This window comes from Streptomyces sp. NPDC093261 (genome assembly GCF_044753645.1).
Taxonomy (GTDB): Bacteria; Actinomycetota; Actinomycetes; order Streptomycetales; family Streptomycetaceae; genus Streptomyces.
In genome coordinates this window covers 320,978-338,746 of record NZ_JBIVNO010000006.1, presented here as the reverse complement: position 1 = coordinate 338,746, position 17,769 = coordinate 320,978, and the positions used below count along the sequence as shown (strand labels likewise).

Below are 17,769 nucleotides of genomic sequence, written 5' to 3'. Positions count from 1 at the left end.
CCAGCCCTTCCGCGGCTCTCTGTAACTTCCCCCACCCACTGTCTCGGAGGCACCCGGCATCCGCCGCCGTGCCCCCGCCCCGCCCCGCCGCGCCCTTGGCGCGGCGACCGCCCCTCGCGGCCACGGCCCGCCCTTTGCCGTGCGTCCGCTCCGTACCTCTGCGCAAGGCCCCCATGTTCGACGTCGCCGTCTTCGGTTCCCTCTTCCTCACCCTCTTCGTGATCATGGATCCCCCCGGGATCACCCCGATCTTCCTCGCGCTCACCGCGGGCCGCCCGGCCAAGGTGCAGAAGCGGATGGCCTTCCAGGCCGTGTGCGTGGCCGCCGGTGTCATCGCCGTCTTCGGAGTGCTCGGCCACCAGATCCTGGACTACCTCCATGTCTCCGTGCCCGCGCTGATGATCGCGGGCGGGCTGCTGCTTCTGCTCATCGCCCTCGATCTGCTCACCGGCAAGACGGACGAGCCGAAGCAGACCAAGGACGTCAACGTCGCCCTCGTGCCGCTCGGCATGCCGCTGCTGGCCGGCCCGGGAGCGATCGTCTCGGTGATCCTGGCGGTCCAGAAGGCCGACAGCGTGGGCACCCAGGTGTCCGTGTGGTCGGCGATCCTCGCGATCCATGTCGTGCTGTGGCTGGTCATGCGCTACTCGCTGCTGATCATCCGCGTGATCAAGGACGGTGGCGTGGTCCTGGTGACCCGGCTCGCGGGCATGATGCTCTCCGCGATCGCCGTGCAGCAGATCATCAACGGGATCACCCAGGTCGTCCACGCGAGCTGAGCTGCCGGGCGGCCCCCCGGAACACGCGAAGCCCCGTACGGACGTGCCGTACGGGGCTTCGAAGTCTGACCGGTGGTGAGATGGCTTATGAGGCAGTCGGCTCGGCCGGGCGGATCCAGAGTCGCTGCCCGACGGCGGCGGCTTGCTGAACGATCTGCTTGACGGAGGCGGCGTCCACGACGGTGGTGTCCACGGGCGTACCGTCGACGTCGTCGAGTCGCATGATTTCGAAGCGCATGAGGCTTCTCCCTTCGTCTGGTCATCCTCCTGAGGAGAACTACTGGTGTGCGGGGCGGCGGGGGCCGCCGTCTGTAGTAGTCAACGGGATGCTTGTTACAAACATTCCCTACGCTAAGGAAATTTTTCGAGTCGCTAATTACCGACCGGTAAGTCGGTGAGGAGTCATCGAAGGCGGCGGCGCGCTCGGCTTCAGGTGGCACCGATCGGGACCGGTTGTGTCCGCAGCGTGACCGCCCGGACAATGGAGGCATATGAACGACGACCTGGCGGCGCTCGGCGCCCGTATCGACCGCACCAACGAGCTGCTCCAGCGCATGCTCGCCGAGGTGGCGAAGACGCCCTCGACCCATGCGATCTTCGTCGACGCCGGCTATCTGTACGCGGCGGCGGGACGGCTCGTCGCCGGGACCGAGGACCGCCGGGCCTTCGACCTCGACGCCGAAGGGCTGATCGAAGCACTCATCGACAAGGCACGCTCGATCTTCGCGGACAGCCGGTTGCTGCGCGTGTACTGGTACGACGGCGCGCGACGCCGTATCCACACGGCGGAACAGCAGTCCATCGCCGAACTCCCCGATGTCAAGGTGCGGCTCGGCAACCTCAACGCCAACAACCAGCAGAAGGGCGTGGACTCCCTGATCCGGAGCGACCTCGAGTCACTGGCCCGGCACCGGGCCATCAGCGACGCGGCGCTCATCGGCGGCGACGAGGACCTGGTATCGGCGGTCGAGGCGGCGCAGGGTTACGGGGCACGGGTGCATCTGTGGGGGATAGAGGCCCCCGAGGGCCGCAACCAGGCGGAGCCGCTGCTGTGGGAGGTCGACAGCCAGCGCACCCTGGAACTCGAGTTCTTCAAGCCGTATGTGACCCGGCGAACGGTCGCGGCGTACGAGCCGTCCTCCGCGGCCCGTCCCACGCGCGACGACGTCCGCTTCGTGGGGGCGCAGATCGCGGCGAAATGGCTTGTTGCGCGGGGCCGCGAGACACTGGCGGACCTGCTGCCCGGGCATCCCTATCTGCCCGGCTCCGTCGACCAGGACCTGCTGGTGGAGGCGGAGGGCCTGTTGCAGTACTCCCTGCGCGGACAGTCGGACCTGCGGCGCGCGCTACGGGACGGCTTCTGGGAGCACTTGCAGGGGCAGTACTGACGGACACGGCCCGCGGGAGACCGGCGGACGGTCTCCGGGAGCGTCCGCGGGTCCCCGAGCGGGAACCGGCGGCTAGGAGTGCCGGTCCCAGAAGGCCGCGAGGGCCTCGGCCGTAGGCTCGGGCCGGTCCGTGTTGGGGGAGTGCTCCGCGTGCGCCACGACCGTGCGGTGGGCGCCCAGCCGGGCCGCCATGTCGTCCAGCAGCGGGATCGGCCAGGTGTCGTCGCGGTCGCCGGACAGAACGTGCACGGGCAGGCCGACGGCGGCCAGCTCGGCCACGCGGTCGGGCTCCTCGCACAGCTGCCGTCCCGTCGCCAGGAGCTGGGCGGGACTGTTGCGGAGCCAGCGGCGGCGCAGGTCCTCCCCGTCGGCGAGGCTCTCGTCGATGTCCGCGGCGTCGGCCTCCTCGGGCGGCGGCTCCATGGCCTGGATGGCATCCCAGACCTCTGCCATGTCCAGGATGCCGAGGGCCTCCCGCAGCTGCTTCACCCGCTGCTGCTGAGGGACGGAGATCTCCGCCGGCCCGGATGCCATGAGGGTGAGCGAGACGAAGGGGGAGGCGTCCAGGAGGACGGCGGCCCTGGCGATCTGACCGCCGAGGGAGTGCCCGAGGAGATGCACGGGCGCACCGAGGGCGCGCGCCTGCGCGAGCACGTCCCGGGCCAGCTCCCTCTGTGCGTACGGCGCCTCGTCGTCCCGGGGGCCGGGGGACTCGTACTGGCCCCGCCCGTCGACGGCGACCGTCCGGTATCCGGCCGCCGCGAGCAGGGGCTGCACGACGATGAAGTCCTCCTTGCTCCCGGTGAAGCCCGGGAGCAGCAGGGCGGTCCCCTTCACCCGCGATGTCGCCGCGTCCGCCGTGAGTACGGCGAAGTTCCCGCGCTCCGTGGTGAGCATGTGCGCCCGGACACCGGGGGGCGGAACAAAGCTGGGGGGACGACTCATGGGGGGAGGTTACCGGGCGGTTGGGGGCCGGCGGAGGCGGGGGCGGATGACGTCCGGGTGTACGGAACGCCGGGAACGCCGATGGCCCGCCCCCGGAGTGGGGACGGGCCATCGGCGTTCTCGCTGTCTCAGCCCTCGGCGGACGGCGCGGCCTTGCGCGTACGGCGGCGCGGCTTCGTCTCCGCGTCCTCCGTCTGCGCCGGGATCGCCGCCTCCACGGCGGCCGCCTTGCGGGTCCGGCGCCGGGGCTTGGCCTCGGCCTCCTCGGCCGCCTGCGCGGGAATCGCCGCCTCGGCCTCGGCGGCCTTGCGGGTGCGGCGGCGCGGCTTGGTCTCGGCGGCCTCGGCGGTGTCCACGGCGGCCGTCTCGGGTGCGGCTTCCGCGGTCTTGCGGGTGCGGCGGCGCGGCTTGGTCTCCGCGGTCTCCGTCGCCTCGGCGGTGTCCACGGCGGCCTCGGCGGCCTCGGCATTCTTGCGCGTACGCCGCGGCTTGGGCTCGGCGGCCTCCGCCGTCTCGACGACGGCCTCTGCGACCTCCGCGGCCTTGCGTGTACGCCGCGGCTTGGCCGGAGCCTCGCCCTCGACCGTGTCGACGGCGGCCTCGGCGGCCTTGCGGGTGCGGCGGCGCGGCTTGGTCTCGGCGGCCTCGGCGGTGTCCACGGCGGCCGTCTCGGGTGCGGCCTCGGCGGTCTTGCGGGTGCGGCGGCGCGGCTTGGTCTCGGCGGCTTCCGCGGTGTCCACGGCGGCCGTCTCGGGTGCGGCTTCCGCGGTCTTGCGGGTGCGGCGGCGCGGCTTGGTCTCGGCGGCCTCCACCGTGTCCACGGCGGCCTCCGCGGCAGCGGGCGCGGTCTCCGTCGTGTCGACGGCGGCCTCGGCCGAAGCCGTCTCCGCGGTCTTGCGGGTGCGGCGCCGGCGCGGCTGCACCGGCTCGGCGGTGTCCACCACTGCCTCGGCCGCCTCCGGCACCGTCGGCTCCGCCGTCTCCGTCACCGCGAGGGCCTGCTCCGCCGCCACCCCACCGCGCGTGCGGCGACGGCGGCGCGGCGTGCGCGGCTCCACGGCCTCGGTCGTGGCGTCCGGCCCGCTCGTGACCACCGGCGCGTCCGTGGCGGCCGGGGCCTCGGTGGTGGCCGGCGTCTCCAGTGGCGCTCCGCCCCGCGTACGACGGCGGCGGCGCGGCGTACGCGCCGGACCCTCGCGTTCCGCGGACGGGCCCGGGCCCGGGCCACGGCGGCCGCGCGACCCCCGGCCGCCGGTCTCGCCCAGGTCCTCCAGCTCCTCTGCCGCGAGCCCGGCGCGCGTGCGCTCCGAGCGCGGCAGCACACCCTTCGTTCCCTCGGGGATACCGAGGTCGGAGAAGAAGTGCGGGGAGGTGGAATAGGTCTCCACCGGGTCGTTGAAGTCCAGCTCCAGCGCCTTGTTGATCAGCTGCCAGCGCGGGATGTCGTCCCAGTCGACGAGTGTGATCGCCGTACCCGACGCGCCCGCGCGGCCCGTACGGCCGATGCGGTGCAGATAGGTCTTCTCGTCCTCGGGGGTCTGGTAGTTCACGACGTGCGTGACGCCCTCGACGTCGATGCCGCGCGCGGCCACGTCGGTGCACACGAGGACGTCCACCTTGCCGTTGCGGAAGGCCCGCAGCGCCTGCTCGCGCGCGCCCTGGCCCAGGTCGCCGTGGACCGCGCCCGACGCGAAGCCGCGCCGCTGGAGCTGCTCGGCGATGTCGGCCGCCGTCCGCTTCGTACGGCAGAAGATCATCGCCAGTCCGCGGCTCTCGGCCTGCAGGATGCGGGCGACCATCTCCGGCTTGTCCATGGAGTGCGCGCGGTAGACGTGCTGCGCGATGTTCGCGACCGTCGCGCCCTCGTCGTCCGGCGCCGTGGCACGGATGTGCGTCGGCTGGGACATGTAGCGGCGGGCGAGACCGATGACCGCGCCCGGCATGGTGGCCGAGAACAGCATGGTCTGGCGCTTCGGCGGCAGCATGTCGATGATCTTCTCGACGTCGGGCAGGAAGCCCAGGTCGAGCATCTCGTCGGCCTCGTCGAGCACCAGGCACTTCACGTGCTTCAGATTCAGCTTCTTCTGGCCGGCCAGGTCCAGCAGCCGGCCCGGGGTGCCGACGATCACGTCGACGCCCTTCTTCAGGGCCTCGACCTGGGGCTCGTACGCCCGGCCGCCGTAGATCGCCGTGACGCGCACGTTACGCACCTTGCCCGCGGTGAGCAGATCGTTGGTGACCTGCGTGCACAGCTCGCGGGTGGGGACGACGACGAGCGCCTGGGGGGCGTCGGTGAGGGCCTCGGGCTTCGCGCGGCCCGCCTCGACGTCCGCGGGGACGGTCACGCGCTCGAGGAGAGGGAGGCCGAAGCCCAGCGTCTTGCCGGTGCCGGTCTTGGCCTGGCCGATGACGTCCGTGCCCGAGAGGGCTACGGGGAGCGTCATCTCCTGGATGGGGAAGGGATGGATGATGCCGACGGCTTCCAGGGCCTCGGCCGTCTCGGGAAGGATTCCGAGTTCTCGAAAAGTCGTAGTCAGGGTGCTGCCTCTTCTGTGAGTGCGGTGCGAGGCGAGCGCGGGGGTCGTGACCGTGCCGGATGACGTCGGCCGCTTGGGGGACGGGCCTGTGGCACGGGACCACGCCGACGCTCCAGCGCTCGTACCGCTGAGGGTCCCTCCGGATGCCGTACGCACGCTGTCGTACGGACGAGGAGGGCTGTCGGGTCGGAGCCGATCGGGCCACCGACCGGGCATCCTCATACATGCGGCCCGTCGAGATACGTCAACGTACTCAGCAGGCGCATTACCACCATACCCCGGAATCACGCACAGGCGATGGCCGATTCGGTCACGTAGTCGTCGTCACACTGATTGACCAGGGCCTTCCGAGGACCGGTGAGCGGGCTATTGTGCGCTTCATGACGACGCCTGACAACGCCCGCGAGGCATCCGCCGAACCCACCGGAGTCGCCGCCCAGGACTGGGCGACCGCCTCCGTAGACCCCCACTACCGTGCCGCGGTCGTGGACCTGCTCGGCGCCCTGGCGTACGGGGAGCTGGCGGCGTTCGAACGGCTCGCGGAGGACGCGAAGCTCGCGCCGACGCTCGCGGACAAGGCGGAACTGGCCAAGATGGCGTCCGCCGAGTTCCACCACTTCGAGCAGATCCGGGACCGGCTGACCGAGATCGGCGTCGGGCCCACCGAGGCGATGGAGCCGTTCGTCGCGGCGTACGACAGCTTCCACAAGCAGACGGCGCCCTCGGACTGGCTGGAGGGGCTCGTCAAGGCGTACGTGGGCGATTCGATCGCCAGCGACTTCTACCGCGAGGTCGCGGCGCGGCTCGACGCCGACACGCGCGGGCTCGTGCTCGCAGTGCTGGACGACACCGGGCACGCCAGCTTCGCCGTCGAGAAGGTGCGCGCCGCCATCGACGCCGACCCGAGGGTGGGCGGCCGGCTCGCGCTGTGGGCGCGGCGGCTCATGGGCGAGGCGCTGTCGCAGTCCCAGCGCGTGGTCGCGGAGCGGGACGCCCTGTCGACCATGCTGGTCGGCGGCGTCGCGGACGGCTTCGATCTCGCCGAGGTCGGACGGATGTTCTCGCGCATCACCGAGGCGCACACCAAGCGGATGGCGGCCCTGGGCCTCGCGGCCTGACCTCGGTCTGCCCCGGGCCTCGGGGCCCGGACCGACGCGGCGGCGGTCACGGTCACGCTCACCGGGCCGCCCGAGCGTGTCACCGGAGGCGGAGGCGGAGGCGGGGGCGTGGCCGGCCCCGGAAGCGAAGGCGGCGGGGCCGCCGGTGTCCCCGGTATCCGGTCTCTGGCGGTGTCCCAGACGGTCCGGTCTCGGACAGTCCGGTTTCGGACGGTGTCCCAGACGGTCCGGTCTCAGGCGGTGGCCGACCTGCGCCGAAACCGCTCCGCGGGTCGCAGCAGCAGCGACAGCGAGGCCGCCGAGACGACCAGGGCGCCCATGAGGATCACCAGGAGGCCTACGGCGCCCAGGGCGCTGTGGGTCAGGAAGGCACCGAAGAGGGCACCCGCCACGCCGGTCGACAGCACCAGGGCGCGGGCCGGCAGCCGGTGGGGCAGCCGGTGCGCGGCGGCCCAGGCCATGGCGAGCCCGAGGACGGCGGAGCCGAGCGCTTCCAAGACCATGAGTGATTTCCTCCCGCACGGCTGCTGCCAGGGCAAATCGGTCGTAGCCGGTCCTACCCGCGGCGCCCGGAACACAATCATCGACTGTGTGCGGGATGTGCTCCGTCCGTGCGCCTCGCATACGGGCTCACGGGCCGCCGTGCCCTGGGGCGCAAGGACGGGGAAGGGGCCCGGCGGCGTGCGCCAACGGGCCCCTTCACTGCTCCGTTCGGATCTACAGCGTGCCGAAGCCCACCTTGCGGGGGGCGGGCTCGCCGATCTCCACATACGCGAGACGGTCGGCCGGGACCAGGAGCTTGCGGCCGTGCTCGTCCACGAGGCTCAGCAGAGCCGACTTGCCGGACAGTGCCTCCGCCACGACGTGCTCCACCTCCTCGGCACTCTGACCGCTCTCCAGAACGATCTCGCGGGGCGCGTGCTGCACGCCGATCTTGACCTCCACGGCTTTGTCCCTCCGACGGTCAGTGATGTGCGCGGCCGTCCGCGCCGTACCAGCACACATTAGCCCGGTGAGGGGACGTACACGCTCCGCCCCGGAACGCCAGGAGCGAACAGCCGACGGGAACAAACGACCGTGCGGCCCACGAGGAGGCACCGCACGGTCCGGCTCGCCGGCGCCGGGTCGACTCCGCTCAGCGGTGCCGGGCGGCTCCGCTCAGTGGTGCCGGGCGGCTCCGCTCAGTGGTGCTGCTCGTTGCCGTGCAGCGGGAAGCCCGCGATGCCCCGCCAGGCCAGGGACGTCAGCAACTGCACCGCCTGGTCGCGCGGCACGCTGCGGTCGCTGTGCAGCCAGGAGCGCGCCACGACCTGGGCGAGGCCGCCCAGCCCGGAGGCCAGCAGCATCGACTCGGCCCGCGACAGGCCGGTGTCCTCGGCGATGACGTCGCAGATCGCCTCCGCGCACTCGATCGTGACCTTGTCGACGCGCTCGCGCACGGCGGGCTCGTTCGTCAGGTCCGACTCGAACACCAGGCGGAACGCCCCGCCGTCGTCCTCCACGTACGCGAAGTAGGCGTCCATGGTGGCCCGGACCCGCTGCTTGTTGTCCGTCGTCGACGCGAGCGCGGTCCGTACGGCCTGCAGCAGGGCCTCGCAGTGCTGGTCCAGCAGGGCCAGATAGAGGTCGAGCTTGCCCGGGAAGTGCTGGTAGAGCACCGGCTTGCTGACGCCCGCGCGCTCGGCGATGTCGTCCATCGCGGCCGCGTGGTAGCCCTGCGCCACGAAGACCTCCTGCGCGGCGCCCAGCAGCTGGTTCCGTCGGGCACGGCGCGGCAGGCGAGTGCCCCGCGGGCGCGCCGCCTCTGTCTGCTCGATGGCTGTCACGCCGCCTCCCAAGATTGTCCACATGCGGTGTGCGCCGCGCCGCCATCGTACTTTTCGGTAACCGTGCTGTGCGCGGTGCGAGCGCAGAATTTCACGGACCGGACGTCGGCGATACCCGTGCGGAGCGTCCGGAACGGGGGCGGGCCGGGCGGATCGTCACCCCGGCGCCGGCCGGTGAAGGGCGGTCCCGCCCCTCGCGCACCCGTCCGCAGGCCTCGCGCACCGCTCCTCTTCCCTCGCGTTCCCTCGCGTCCTGCCTCGCGCGACGGCCCCGTCCGGATGCCCCTCCGGTCCCACGTGATCGTCTTCTCGCCTCACAGATACCGATATCGATCGTGTGTTCCACCGGTGCTCACCGATAGTCGTCCTCGTCGAGGGAGATGACGCGTTTCTGCTCCACGAGGTCCGCCTCGTTGGCACGCAGGATTTCCTCCTCGGTCAGCGGCTCGTCCCGCTCCGGGGTCAGCTCCTGGTGCTGTTCGGCGGCATCGTTCTCCGGGGCCTCCACGTCGAGTTCGTCGAGGTCGGTCTCGTCGTCCTCGAACGTCTCGGGATCGGTGGGGTCTACGGCCATGGTGGGCTCCCTTCCCAGAACTCCTGGAACGTTCCTGAAGAGGCAGGGTCCACATGCGGGTGCCCTGTTATGAGCCTAGGAGACACCCGATTCGGACGCTATGTGTGGTGAAGGGGCTCGGGTTGGCCGACGTGTTGCGGTGGCCGACGTGCCGGGCCCTTCCGCCTGCGAGGGCGAGCCGGGCCCTTCCGTCTCTGAGGACGACCCGACCCTCCGTCTGTGACGGCGAACACAGGAACCACTGTGTGATCGTCTCGTAACATTGCCGCATGTCTTCGACCGAGTTGCCGTCCGTTCCGGCCGCCAATGTACTCCCGAAGGTGGCGCCTGTCCGGGTCGCGGAGGGCGAGCAGGTCAGGTCGGTGGGACTGCCCGGAATCACCCTGACGGTACGGTCGAGACCGCCGCGGCGCGAGGGGCTGCCGCCCGCGCTGTACGTCCACGGGCTCGGCGGCTCCTCCCAGAACTGGTCGGCTCTGATGGCGCTGGTCGACGGGCTGGTCGACGGTGAGGCCCTCGATCTGCCGGGCTTCGGCGACTCCCCGCCGCCCGACGACGGCGACTACTCGATCACCGGGCACGCGCGCGCGGTCATCCGTTATCTCGACGCGGCCGGACGCGGGTCCGTGCACCTGTTCGGCAACTCGCTGGGCGGGGCCGTCGCCACACGCGTGGCGGCCGTACGGCCCGATCTCGTCCGTACGCTCACCCTGGTCTCGCCCGCGCTCCCGGAGATCTTCGTGCAGCGCGGAGCGGTCCCCACGGGGCTGCTGGCGCTGCCCGGGGTCGTGAACCTGTTCACCAGGTACACCAAGGGATGGACGGCCGAGCAGCGCGTCCGCGGGGTCACGGCGCTGTGCTACGGCGACCCCGGGCGCGTCACCCCGGAGGGCTTCCGCAACGCGGTCGAGGAGATGGAGCGGCGGCTGCGGCTGCCGTACTTCTGGGACGCCATGGCCCGCTCGGCGCGCGGCATCGTGAACGCGTACACGCTGGGCGGGCAGCACGGCCTGTGGCGCCAGGCGGAGCGGGTCCTCGCACCGACCCTGCTGGTGTACGGCGGCCGGGACCAGCTCGTGGCCTTCCGCATGGCCCGGCGCGCGGCGCGCGCCTTCCGCGACTCCCGGCTGCTGACGCTGCCGGAGGCGGGACACGTGGCCATGATGGAATACCCGGACCTGGTGGCCAGGGCCTTCCGTGAACTCCTCGCGGATTCGGGCGAGTTGCCCGAGGGTGCGAGCGTCCGCGACGGTGACGCGGGGCGGGGTGGATTCGAGTCCGGCGCCGCCGGGGCGGGGAGCTGAGGCGCGGCGTGGGACGGCACAGCCGCAAGGGGCGGGGCGACAAGGGGAACACGGACACGGGCGCGGTGCCGGGCATACCGGCGCCGGCCCCGTCGGCCTGCGACACGGCACCGACGACGGCCGGCAGCACATCTCCCGGCCCCCGGCCGGCCGGCAGCACGCCTCCCGGCCCCCGGCCGGCGCCCGGCGCGCCCGGCCCCCGGGACGCGATGACTCACGGCCGGGCGCCCGCGGACCCGGCTGCTCAGCGCGGTGCGCGCCCCGCGCCCGGGGGCATTCCGGCGCAGGGCGTCCCGCGGTTCACGGAGGGCGCCCCGGCCCACGGCATACCCCGCCTCCCGGCCGACGGCACGCCCGCGCACGGCACCCGTGCCGTCCGCGGCGGCCACCCCCAGCAGCATGAAGGCGGGGGCGGCTGGGGTGAGTTGGGGAGCGGGGCAGGGTCCCAGGCCGCACCTGGCGGGCGCCCCGCGCCCCGGGTCCCGCGCCAGCGGACGGGGCCCGGCCCCCGCAAGGAGTACCTCGACGCCTTCGACCAGGACGCCCCCGGCGGGGACGACGACGTCTTCGCGCGCCGCCGCAAGGGCCCGGCCGCCCGTACGCCGCACGCCCGCGACCGCGTCCCGGGGACGGAGGCGCCGGACGGCGCCCCCTCGACGGCCGAGGACGGCACGGAGTCCCGCGGCGGATCCCGCAAGGGGCGCACGTTCGCCGGTGTCGCCGCCGCCGCCGTCGTCACCGCGCTCGCCGTCGTCGTCGCCGGCCAGTTCGCCGGCGGGCGGGGCGGCACCGCCGTGCGGTCGTCCGCCACCGGACAGGCCCGCGACGCACACGGCTCCGGCCCCGGCGGCAACGGCGTCCCGACGCCGTCCGCCTCACCCAGCGCGACGCCGCTGACCTACGAGCAGGCCATGGACCGGACCTACCCGCTCGGCGCCACGCTGAAGGGGTCCGGCACCTTCTCCGCGGTCCCCGGCTTTGACAAGGCGCCCGGCAAGGGGCACAAGTACACCTACCGCGTGGATGTGGAGAAGGGCCTCGGCCTCGACGGCCGGCTCTTCGCCGAGGCCGTCCAGAAGACCCTCAACGACGACCGCAGCTGGGCCCACCACGGCGCCCGCACCTTCGAACGCGTCTCCTCCGGCAAGCCCGACTTCGTGATCACGCTCGCCAGCCCGGGCACCACGGCCGCCTGGTGCGCGAAGTCCGGTCTGGACACGACGGAGGACAACGTCTCCTGCGACTCCGCCTCCACCGAGCGCGTGATGATCAATGCCTACCGCTGGGCGCAGGGCTCGACCACATACGGTGACAAGATCCACGCCTACCGACAGATGCTGATCAATCACGAGGTCGGCCATCGCCTCGGCCACGGCCATGTCACCTGCCACAAGGACGGCGAGCTGGCCCCGGTCATGCAGCAGCAGACCAAGTTCCTCGACCACGACGGAATCCACTGTCTGCCCAACCCCTGGCCCTATCCCAGGAGTTGACAGAAGCCGCTTTCGTCACATTGACACGCGGGGAAAGTTCGTTCATATTTCTTCGCATGTCGCACCGTCACGCCTCCGTTCGCGCCGCCATCGAGCTGGCGCTCATCGGCGTGACCTCCCTGTGCGTGGCCGACATCCACTGTCGCTGACGCCCCGCCTCCGGCGTGAGCGTCGCGTTCTCACCACTCTGTGAATCCCCCGTGCCCTCCTGCGGACCGCGTGACCGCACGGCTGCACGGTTTTCGACGACCTGACGCCGGGACAGACGTCTGCCCAGCTGTGTCTCATTTTTCCTCAATCTGTCTCGCATGGCGAGACAGTTCCCGAGAGGTCGTCATTCCGATGCGTCAATCGTCCGTCATAGCGCGCCGCGTGGCAGCGGCATCCGTAGGCCTGGTCGTGGCAGCGGGCGCCGTCGCCTGCGGGCCGAAGGACAACGATGGCAAGGGCGCCGGTGGCGACTCCACCCCGCACAAGGGCGGCACGCTGACCGTCCTGAACTCCGAGCCGCAGCAGGACTTCGACCCGGCCCGCCTGTACACCTCCGGCGGCGGCAATGTGCCCTCCCTGGTCTTCCGCACCCTCACCACGCGCAACCGCGAGAACGGTGCGGCCGGCGCCAAGGTCGTCCCGGACCTCGCCACCGACACCGGTCGCCCGAACAAGGACGCGACCGTGTGGACGTACACCCTGAAGAAGGGCCTCACCTTCGAGGACGGCACCCCGATCACCTCGGCCGACATCAAGTACGGCATCGAGCGCTCCTTCGCCCCCGAGCTCTCCGGCGGCGCGCCCTATCTACGGGACTGGCTGGTCGGCGCGGCCGACTACCAGGGCCCCTACAAGGACAAGAAGGGTCTCGACGCCATCGGGACGCCGGACAGCCGCACCGTCGTCTTCCATCTGAACAAGCCCGAGGGCGAGTTCCCGTACCTGGCGACGCAGACGCAGTTCACGCCGGTGCCGAAGGCCAAGGACACCGGCACCAAGTACGAGGAGCACCCCGTCTCGTCCGGCCCGTACAAGGTCGTCTCGAACGAGAACGACGGCGAGCGGCTCATCCTGGAGCGCAACCCGCACTGGTCGGCGGCGACGGACGCCGAGCGCAAGGCCTACCCGGACCGGATCGACGTACGGTCCGGACTGGACTCCTCGGTGATCAACCAGCGGCTGTCCGCGTCCCAGGGAGCGGACGCCGCCGCGGTCACCACGGACACCAACCTCGGCCCGGCCGAGCTGGCCAAGGTGACCGGCGACAGCGAACTCGCCTCGCGCGTGGGCACCGGCCACTTCGGCTACACGAACTACCTGGCCTTCAACCCCACGGTCAAGCCGTTCAACGACGTTCGGGTGCGGCAGGCCATCTCGTACGCCATCGACCGGTCCTCGGTCGTCAACGCGGCGGGCGGCTCCTCGCTGGCCGAGCCCGCGACCACCTTCCTGCCCGACCAGAAGTCCTTCGGCTACACGCCGTACGACCTCTTTCCGGCGGGGAAGACCGGCAACCCGGACAAGGCCGGGGCGCTGCTGAAGCAGGCCGGTTACCCGGGCGGCCTCACCATCACCCTGACCCACTCCAACAGCAAGGACTTCGAGACCAGCCCGGAGATCGCGACCGCGGTCCAGGACGCGCTGAAGAAGGCCGGCATCACCGTCAGGCTCCAGGGCCTGGAGGAGAACGACTACAAGGACAGGATCCACAGCGTCAGGACGGAGCCCGGTCTCTTTCTCGCCCACTGGGGCGCCGACTGGCCGTCCGGCGGTCCCTTCCTCGCCCCGATCTTCGACGGCCGGCAGATCGTCAAGGACGGCGCGAACTTCAACACCGGCCTGCTGAACGAGAAGTCGGTCAACGACGAGATCGACGCGATCAACAAGCTGACCGACCTCGACGCGGCCGCCAGGCGCTGGGGCGCACTGGACCGCAAGATCGGTGAGCAGGCCCTCGTCGTGCCCCTGTTCCACCCCGTCTACAAGCGCCTGTACGGCAAGGACGTCAAGAACATCGTGATCAGCGACTGGACCGGTGTGCTGGACATCTCGCAGGTCGCGGTGAAGTAGCGCCGTGAGCGAGGCACTTGTCGCCGCCCAGGCTCCCGGGACGGACACCCCCGTCCCGGGAGCCTCGGGGGCTCTTCTGTTCCGGCGGCGGCTGCGGGCGCAGCGCGCCGCCCTCGTCGCGGCGGCCGTCGTCGCGCTGCTCGTCCTGGTCGCGCTCGCCGCGCCGCTGCTCACCGCGATCGAGGGCCAGGACCCGACCACGTACCACCCCGGGCTCGTCGACTCCGCACGCGGCGGCGTCCCCGTAGGGTCGTTCGGAGGTATGAGCGCCGACCACTGGCTCGGCGTCGAGCCGCAGACCGGACGCGACCTGTTCGCGCGTCTGGTGTACGGCGCCCGGGTCTCCCTCGGCGTCGCGCTGGCGGCCACCGCCGTCCAGGTGCTCATCGGGGTCGCGGTCGGTGTCGCCTCCGCACTCGGCAACCGCTGGGTCGATCAGCTGCTGAGCCGGGCCACCGACATCATCGTGGGCATGCCGCTGATGATCATGTCACTGGCGCTGCTCGCCATCGTGCCGGCGAGCTTCCCGAGGCCCGTCCTCGTCACCCTGGTCATCGGCCTGATCGCCTGGGGCAACGTCGCGAAGATCGTGCGCGCGCAGACGCTCACCTTGAAGGGCCTCGACTATGTCTCCGCCGCCCGGCTCAGCGGCTGGGGCACCTGGCGGATCGCCCGCCGCGAGCTGCTGCCCGGCCTGGCGGCGCCCGTCATCACCTACGCGGCCCTGCTCGTCCCCATCAACATCACAGTCGAGGCAGCCCTGTCCTTCCTCGGTGTCGGCGTGAAACCGCCGACACCGTCCTGGGGACAGATGCTCACCGCCGCCGACGTCTGGTACCAGGCGGCGCCGCAGTACCTGCTGTTCCCGGCGGGCGCCCTCTTCGTCACCGTCCTCGCCCTGACCGTCCTCGGCGACGGCGTCCGCACGGCCCTCGACCCGCGCGCCGCCTCCCGCCTGCGCGTCGGCACCGGCCGCAAACGCGAGGACCGGACGGGCGAGAAGAAGACCGGGAAGGGAGCGGAGGCATGAGCGGCTTCGGCGGTTTTCTCGTCAGGCGCGCCGTCGGCGCCCTCATCACCCTGTTCGCCATCTCGCTGATCGTCTACGTCGTCTTCTACGTCACCCCCGGCAACGTCGCCCAGATCACCTGCGGCCCGCGCTGCTCACCGGAACAGGTGCACCAGGTCGCTCAGCAGCTGAGGCTCGACGAGCCGCTGTATGTGCGCTACGAACACTTCCTCCAGGGGCTCCTGGTGGGCCAGGACTACTCCACCGGCACATCGGTGGAGCACTGCACGGCGCCCTGCCTCGGCCTCTCCTACCAGAGCGACCAGCAGGTCACGGGCCTCATCCTGGCCAAGCTCCCGGTCAGCCTGTCGCTCGTGCTCGGCGCGATGGTGCTGTGGCTCCTCCTCGGCGTGGGCACCGGCATGCTCTCCGCGTGGCGACGCGGCCGGCCCACCGAGCGGGTGCTGACCGGCATCACCCTGGTGGGCACCGCCACACCCGTCTTCGTCATCGGCCTGGTCCTCATGATCGTCGTCTGCGGCGAGCTGCGTCTGCTGCCCTTCCCGCAGTACGTCGCCTTCACCGACGACCCCGAGCAGTGGGCGTGGAACCTGCTGCTGCCGTGGCTCTCCCTCGCCCTGGTCGAGGCCGCCACCTTCGCCCGTCTGACCAGGGCGTCGATGCTGGAGACGCTCGCCGAGGACCACATACGGACCTTCCGGGCCTACGGCGTCGGCGAGCGCTCGGTCATCGGACGGCACGCGCTGCGCGGCGCGCTCGCGCCCGTCATCGCGCTGAACGCCAACAACTTCGGCTCGGCCGTCGGCGGCGCCGTGCTCACCGAGACGCTCTTCGGACTGCCCGGCATCGGACAGGAACTGGTCCAGGCGGTGAAGGTCGTCGACCTGCCGGTGGTCGTCGGCATGGTCCTGGTCATCGGCTTCTTCGTGGTCGTCGCCAACGCCGTCGCGGACGTGCTCTACGCGGTGGCCGACCGACGGGTGGTACTCGTATGAGCCTCGTGGAAGTGACGGATCTGACCGTCCGGTTCGGTGACCTGAGCGCCGTCGACGGACTCTCCTTCCGGCTGGAGAAGGGCGCCGCCCTGGGCCTGGTCGGCGAGTCCGGCTCCGGCAAGTCCACCGTGGCGGCGGCCCTGCTGGGGCTGCACCGCGGCACGGGCGCCCGCGTCGGTGGCTCGATCCTCGTCGCCGGCACCGACGTGCGGCAGGCGTCCGAGGAGGAACTGCGCCGGCTGCGCGGCGGGAAGGCCGCCATGGTCTTCCAGGACCCGCTGTCCTCCCTGGATCCCTACTACGCGATCGGCGACCAGATCGCCGAGGTCTACCGGGTGCGCACCCGCGCCTCCCGGCGCGCCGCACGCGCGCGTGCCGTCGAGGTGCTGGACCGGGTCGGCATTCCGGACGCGGCACGGCGCTCCCGCTCGCGGCCCCACGAGTTCAGCGGCGGCATGCGCCAGCGCGCCCTGATCGCCATGGCGCTCGCGTGTGAGCCCGAGCTGCTGATCGCCGACGAGCCGACCACCGCGCTGGACGTGACCGTCCAGGCCCAGATCCTCGACCTGCTGCACACCCTGCGGCAGGAGACCGGGATGGGGCTGCTGCTGGTCACCCATGACGTGGGAGTCGCCGCCGAGAGCGTCGACGAGGTGCTGGTGATGCGCCACGGCAGGGCCGTCGAACACGGCCCGGTCGACGGCGTGCTGGGGGAGCCCCGCGAGGAGTACACACGCGACCTGCTGGGCGCGGTGCCGCGCGTGGACGCGCCCCGCGTGCGCGCGAGCGCCCCCTCCGACGAGGTCGTCATCGAGGCATCGGGCCTGCGGCGCGAATTCGGGCGCGGCAGGCGGAGATTCGCCGCCGTGGACGACGTGTCGCTCACGGTGCGGCGCGGCGAGACACTCGGCATCGTCGGGGAGAGCGGCAGCGGGAAGACCACCCTGGGCCGGATGCTGGTCGGGCTGCTGGAGCCCACGGCCGGCGAGGTCCGCCATGGAGGCGCGGTGCGCTCCGGGGTCGACCCGGCCGTCCAGATGATCTTCCAGGACCCCGTCTCCTCCCTCAACCCCCGCCGCAGCGTGGGCGAGTCGATCGCCGACCCGCTGCGGGCACGCGGGATGGGGGTCCCGCCGCTCGGGCGAGGCCGGGAGTGGGGGAAGGAGGAGGGGCGCATCCGGGCGCGCGTACGCGAACTGCTGCGGCGCGTGGGGCTGGACGAGGCGCACTACGACCGTTATCCGCATGAGTTCAGCGGCGGGCAGCGCCAGCGCGTGGGCATCGCGCGGGCCCTCGCCGCCGACCCGCGCGTCATCGTCTGCGACGAGCCGGTCTCGGCGCTCGACGTCACCACCCAGGCGCAGATCGCGGCCCTGCTGGGCGAACTGCAACGCGAACTCGGGCTCGCGCTCGTCTTCGTGGCCCATGACCTCGCCGTGGTGCGCCAGGTCAGCGACCGGGTCGCGGTGATGCGGCGCGGGCGGATCGTCGAGTACGGGGCCGCCGACGAGGTCTACGACGCGCCCCGGGACCCGTACACGCGGCGGCTGCTGGCGGCCGTACCGGCGCTCGACCCCGCGGTCGCGGCCGAGCGGCGCGCCGCCCGGAAGGTGCTCGCGACGGCGTGAGCCCCGCCGTGCGGCGGTCCGGCCCCGGGCCGGCCGCCGCACGGAGCAGCACGAAGCAGCACGGCCGAGCGACTCCTTGACACGAGTGAAC

At 71.9% G+C, this 17,769-nt stretch carries 17 protein-coding genes; 10 read left to right on the top strand and 7 right to left on the bottom strand.

Annotated elements, in window-relative coordinates; genetic code table 11:
- Window positions 1–173: 173 nt before the first annotated feature.
- Window positions 174–779: a MarC family protein gene (locus tag ACIP94_RS16970; protein WP_402425691.1), complete on the top strand. Its 606-nt coding sequence runs from the start codon at window positions 174–176 to the stop codon at window positions 777–779.
- Between the two features lie 85 nt (window positions 780–864).
- Here the strand turns inward: ACIP94_RS16970 and ACIP94_RS16965 are convergent, their stop codons facing one another.
- Window positions 865–1,017: a hypothetical protein gene (locus tag ACIP94_RS16965; protein ID WP_402425689.1), complete on the bottom strand. Its 153-nt coding sequence runs from the start codon at window positions 1,015–1,017 to the stop codon at window positions 865–867.
- A 253-nt stretch (window positions 1,018–1,270) separates the two neighbouring features.
- Between ACIP94_RS16965 and ACIP94_RS16960 the strand changes: the two genes are divergently transcribed.
- Window positions 1,271–2,167, top strand: a complete 897-nt coding sequence (locus tag ACIP94_RS16960) for an NYN domain-containing protein (RefSeq protein ID WP_402425687.1) — start codon at window positions 1,271–1,273, stop codon at window positions 2,165–2,167.
- Between the two features lie 72 nt (window positions 2,168–2,239).
- On the opposite strand, the gene ACIP94_RS16955 is transcribed toward ACIP94_RS16960, so the two are convergent.
- Together ACIP94_RS16955 and ACIP94_RS16950 are read right to left on the bottom strand one after the other, a co-directional pair.
- Window positions 2,240–3,112, bottom strand: coding sequence for an alpha/beta fold hydrolase (locus ACIP94_RS16955; RefSeq protein ID WP_402425685.1), 873 nt, complete (start codon window positions 3,110–3,112; stop codon window positions 2,240–2,242).
- Between the two features lie 128 nt (window positions 3,113–3,240).
- Window positions 3,241–5,556: a DEAD/DEAH box helicase gene (locus tag ACIP94_RS16950; protein WP_402425683.1), complete on the bottom strand. Its 2,316-nt coding sequence runs from the start codon at window positions 5,554–5,556 to the stop codon at window positions 3,241–3,243.
- Between the two features lie 473 nt (window positions 5,557–6,029).
- Between ACIP94_RS16950 and ACIP94_RS16945 the strand changes: the two genes are divergently transcribed.
- Window positions 6,030–6,767 carry a ferritin-like fold-containing protein gene (locus tag ACIP94_RS16945; protein WP_402425681.1) on the top strand — a complete coding sequence of 246 codons (738 nt, stop codon included), beginning with the start codon at window positions 6,030–6,032 and terminating at the stop codon, window positions 6,765–6,767.
- A gap of 233 nt (window positions 6,768–7,000) precedes the next feature.
- On the opposite strand, the gene ACIP94_RS16940 is transcribed toward ACIP94_RS16945, so the two are convergent.
- The 4 genes from ACIP94_RS16940 to ACIP94_RS16925 form a co-directional block, all read right to left on the bottom strand.
- Window positions 7,001–7,270, bottom strand: a complete 270-nt coding sequence (locus tag ACIP94_RS16940; RefSeq protein ID WP_402425679.1) for a hypothetical protein — start codon at window positions 7,268–7,270, stop codon at window positions 7,001–7,003.
- Between the two features lie 214 nt (window positions 7,271–7,484).
- A complete protein-coding gene (locus ACIP94_RS16935; RefSeq protein ID WP_402425677.1) occupies window positions 7,485–7,712 on the bottom strand; it encodes a DUF3107 domain-containing protein in 228 nt (75 codons plus the stop codon).
- Between the two features lie 236 nt (window positions 7,713–7,948).
- Entirely contained in the window at window positions 7,949–8,593 is a 645-nt protein-coding gene (locus ACIP94_RS16930; protein ID WP_402425675.1) for a TetR/AcrR family transcriptional regulator, read from the bottom strand.
- A 352-nt stretch (window positions 8,594–8,945) separates the two neighbouring features.
- On the bottom strand, window positions 8,946–9,167 hold the full coding sequence (locus ACIP94_RS16925) for a hypothetical protein (protein WP_402425673.1): 222 nt from the start codon (window positions 9,165–9,167) through the stop codon (window positions 8,946–8,948).
- Window positions 9,168–9,436: 269 nt separating this feature from the next.
- On the opposite strand from ACIP94_RS16925, the gene ACIP94_RS16920 reads away from it, so the two are divergent.
- The 7 genes from ACIP94_RS16920 (at window position 9,437) to ACIP94_RS16890 (ending at window position 17,678) form a co-directional block, all read left to right on the top strand.
- On the top strand, window positions 9,437–10,471 hold the full coding sequence (locus ACIP94_RS16920; protein ID WP_402425671.1) for an alpha/beta fold hydrolase: 1,035 nt from the start codon (window positions 9,437–9,439) through the stop codon (window positions 10,469–10,471).
- A gap of 8 nt (window positions 10,472–10,479) precedes the next feature.
- Complete coding sequence (locus tag ACIP94_RS16915; RefSeq protein ID WP_402425669.1) at window positions 10,480–11,964, top strand: DUF3152 domain-containing protein; 1,485 nt, start codon at window positions 10,480–10,482, stop codon at window positions 11,962–11,964.
- Window positions 11,965–12,020: 56 nt separating this feature from the next.
- The gene (locus tag ACIP94_RS16910) at window positions 12,021–12,113 is read left to right on the top strand and encodes an Ms4533A family Cys-rich leader peptide (RefSeq protein ID WP_402425667.1); all 93 of its coding nucleotides are present in this window, start codon (window positions 12,021–12,023) and stop codon (window positions 12,111–12,113) included.
- Between the two features lie 193 nt (window positions 12,114–12,306).
- Window positions 12,307–14,025, top strand: coding sequence for an ABC transporter substrate-binding protein (locus tag ACIP94_RS16905; RefSeq protein ID WP_402425665.1), 1,719 nt, complete (start codon window positions 12,307–12,309; stop codon window positions 14,023–14,025).
- Window positions 14,026–14,029: 4 nt separating this feature from the next.
- Complete coding sequence (locus tag ACIP94_RS16900) at window positions 14,030–15,055, top strand: ABC transporter permease (RefSeq protein ID WP_402425662.1); 1,026 nt, start codon at window positions 14,030–14,032, stop codon at window positions 15,053–15,055.
- Window positions 15,052–16,050, top strand: coding sequence for an ABC transporter permease (locus tag ACIP94_RS16895; RefSeq protein ID WP_402425660.1), 999 nt, complete (start codon window positions 15,052–15,054; stop codon window positions 16,048–16,050). Before ACIP94_RS16900 ends, ACIP94_RS16895 begins: the two co-directional genes overlap by 4 nt.
- Entirely contained in the window at window positions 16,047–17,678 is a 1,632-nt protein-coding gene (locus ACIP94_RS16890) for a dipeptide ABC transporter ATP-binding protein (protein ID WP_402425658.1), read from the top strand. Before ACIP94_RS16895 ends, ACIP94_RS16890 begins: the two co-directional genes overlap by 4 nt.
- Window positions 17,679–17,769: the final 91 nt, after the last annotated feature.

Excerpts from the sequence above, each read along its gene's own strand:
- ACIP94_RS16970 (WP_402425691.1), top strand. The coding sequence starts at position 174 with ATGTTCGACGTCGCCGTCTTCGGTTCCCTCTTCCTCACCCTCTTCGTG.
- ACIP94_RS16965 (WP_402425689.1), bottom strand. The coding sequence starts at position 1,017 with ATGCGCTTCGAAATCATGCGACTCGACGACGTCGACGGTACGCCCGTG.
- ACIP94_RS16960 (WP_402425687.1), top strand. The coding sequence starts at position 1,271 with ATGAACGACGACCTGGCGGCGCTCGGCGCCCGTATCGACCGCACCAAC.
- ACIP94_RS16955 (WP_402425685.1), bottom strand. The coding sequence starts at position 3,112 with ATGAGTCGTCCCCCCAGCTTTGTTCCGCCCCCCGGTGTCCGGGCGCAC.
- ACIP94_RS16950 (WP_402425683.1), bottom strand. The coding sequence starts at position 5,556 with ATGACGCTCCCCGTAGCCCTCTCGGGCACGGACGTCATCGGCCAGGCC.
- ACIP94_RS16945 (WP_402425681.1), top strand. The coding sequence starts at position 6,030 with ATGACGACGCCTGACAACGCCCGCGAGGCATCCGCCGAACCCACCGGA.
- ACIP94_RS16940 (WP_402425679.1), bottom strand. The coding sequence starts at position 7,270 with ATGGTCTTGGAAGCGCTCGGCTCCGCCGTCCTCGGGCTCGCCATGGCC.
- ACIP94_RS16925 (WP_402425673.1), bottom strand. The coding sequence starts at position 9,167 with ATGGCCGTAGACCCCACCGATCCCGAGACGTTCGAGGACGACGAGACC.
- ACIP94_RS16920 (WP_402425671.1), top strand. The coding sequence starts at position 9,437 with ATGTCTTCGACCGAGTTGCCGTCCGTTCCGGCCGCCAATGTACTCCCG.
- ACIP94_RS16910 (WP_402425667.1), top strand. The coding sequence starts at position 12,021 with ATGTCGCACCGTCACGCCTCCGTTCGCGCCGCCATCGAGCTGGCGCTC.
- ACIP94_RS16905 (WP_402425665.1), top strand. The coding sequence starts at position 12,307 with ATGCGTCAATCGTCCGTCATAGCGCGCCGCGTGGCAGCGGCATCCGTA.
- ACIP94_RS16895 (WP_402425660.1), top strand. The coding sequence starts at position 15,052 with ATGAGCGGCTTCGGCGGTTTTCTCGTCAGGCGCGCCGTCGGCGCCCTC.
- ACIP94_RS16890 (WP_402425658.1), top strand. The coding sequence starts at position 16,047 with ATGAGCCTCGTGGAAGTGACGGATCTGACCGTCCGGTTCGGTGACCTG.